Source organism: Caulobacter sp. P1_B12_2 (genome assembly GCF_056406675.1).
Map to the genome: position 1 here is coordinate 1 of NZ_JBFTZS010000644.1, position 1,864 is coordinate 1,864.

Here is a 1,864-nt window from a genome sequence, read left to right on the forward strand (position 1 = left end):
GCGTTGCCGGGCTTGTCCGGGATGACAGCTGAAAATCCATTGTCACCTGGGACAATGTTCGAATTGATCGGCGAAAATCTCGGCCCTACTGCTCATGGCGGCAACAGGAGCCTCGCCATGCGCCAGTGGACCATCGACGCCTTCGCCTCGGGCCCGTTCAAGGGCAATCCGGCCTGCGTGGTCGAGCCGTTCCATGCCCAAGGTAAGGAGGGGTGGCCCGACACCGCCTGGATGCAGGCCCTGGCGGCCGAGAACAATCAGGCCGAGACCGCCTTCCTGCTGAAGACCGCCGACCCGGCGCGTTTTGGCCTGCGCTGGTTCACGCCCACCGTCGAGGCGCCGATCTGCGGCCACGCCACCCTGGCCAGCGCCTTCGCCCTGTTCGAGGAAATGGGCGTCGACGCGCCCCTGCTGACCTTCGAGACCCTGGCGGGCGAGCTGACCGTGCGCCGGGCGGCCGAGGTGTTCGGCGGGCCGGGGCTGGAAATGGATTTCCCGGCCGATCCGCCGCGGCGGGTCGAGGCCGGGTCGGACTTGGCGCGGGCGCTGGGCGTGACGCCGGTCGAGGTCTGGGCGGGCCAGTACCTGCTGGCCGTGGTCGCCGACGAGGCGACGGTGCGGGGGCTGTCGCCCGACCTTGTGCTGTTGAACACCGTCGGCGCGGGTCTGGCCCAGGGCGGGCCGGGCCAGGTGATCGTCGCCGCGCTAGCGGATCCGGGGCGCGACTACGCCGTGGTCAGCCGCTTCTTCGCGCCGGGCTGCGGCATTCCCGAGGACCCGACCACCGGCTCGGCCCACTGCATCCTCATGCCGCTCTACGGCGACAAGCTGAACGCGACGGCCCTGCGGTTCCACCAGGCCTATCCCGGTCGGGGCGGGGACCTGGACTGCGAAAACCGCGGCGCGCGCGTTCTTCTGCGCGGCCGCGGCTTCACGATGGTGGAGAGCCGGCTGAGGGTGGCGCCGACTCTCCGCTAGGTCTTCAGGTCTTAGTAGCGACGGCCATCGCCATAGTTGCGGCCGTAGCCGGTGTCGCGGTCGTGGCGCTCGTAGCGGATCTGGGCGCTGATGCGGTCATAGCGGCGATCCAGGTCCTGGCGCTCCCAGCCGCTCAGGCCGCCGCGACGATAGCGGGACTCCAGGCGGGCGGTTTCGCGCAGGTCGCCCTTCAGGCGCCAGGCTTCGTTGCGGGTCAGGCCGCCGCTGCGGACGCCAACGTCGATCCGCTGGTCGAGGCGGGCGACGCGGTCGCCGCCGACGTCCTGGTGGTAGCCACGGTCCGGGCCGCGGTCGTAGCCGCGATCATAGGACTGGGCCGAGGCGGCGGCGGGGATGGCGGCGGCGACGGCCGAGACCGCGGCGATCGAAAGCAGGATCTTTTTCATCGGTACGGTTCCTCTTGAATGTTTTCCGACGCCCGACGGGACGACGTTGACCTCAAGAGACCACACCCAGGCTGAAGCGGTTCTGAGCCGCTCGTTATGTTGTGTTCAGGTTGGTGAACCGGTGCTCCCTCAAAGGGAGATCGTGGAACCGCTGCGAAAAAGCTGTCATCCCGGACAAGCGAAGCGCAGATCCGGGACCACCGGAAGCGCATGCGTTCACGCCCCGGTCCCGGATCTTCGCGCTGCGCGCTCGTCCGGGATGACAGCCTTTTGGGTCGTGGGCGATAGCCGCTCACCAGTGGAGAGGCCTTAAGCCGCCGCCACCTTCGCCCCGTCGCGCCGCGCGGCCGCCACGGCGGTTTCGATCGCGTCGTACAGCTTGGTGACCTCGATCGGCTTGGCGACGTGGCCGTCCATGCCGGCGGCCATGTAGCCCTCGACCTGGTGGACCAGGGCGTTGGCGGTGACCGCCACGATCG

The 1,864-nt window shown here is 69.2% G+C and carries 3 protein-coding genes; 1 reads left to right on the forward strand and 2 read right to left on the reverse strand.

What is annotated here, in order from left to right:
- The first annotated feature begins 117 nt into the window (after window positions 1–117).
- The gene (locus AC1DZ6_RS24415) at window positions 118–978 is read left to right on the forward strand and encodes a PhzF family phenazine biosynthesis protein (protein WP_477099691.1); all 861 of its coding nucleotides are present in this window, start codon (window positions 118–120) and stop codon (window positions 976–978) included.
- A gap of 11 nt (window positions 979–989) precedes the next feature.
- Here the strand turns inward: AC1DZ6_RS24415 and AC1DZ6_RS24420 are convergent, their stop codons facing one another.
- Both AC1DZ6_RS24420 and AC1DZ6_RS24425 read right to left on the reverse strand, forming a co-directional pair.
- On the reverse strand, window positions 990–1,385 hold the full coding sequence (locus AC1DZ6_RS24420; RefSeq protein WP_477099692.1) for a hypothetical protein: 396 nt from the start codon (window positions 1,383–1,385) through the stop codon (window positions 990–992).
- 309 nt (window positions 1,386–1,694) lie between these two features.
- On the reverse strand, window positions 1,695–1,864 hold a 170-nt coding region (locus tag AC1DZ6_RS24425), incomplete at its 5' end, for a hypothetical protein (RefSeq protein WP_477099693.1).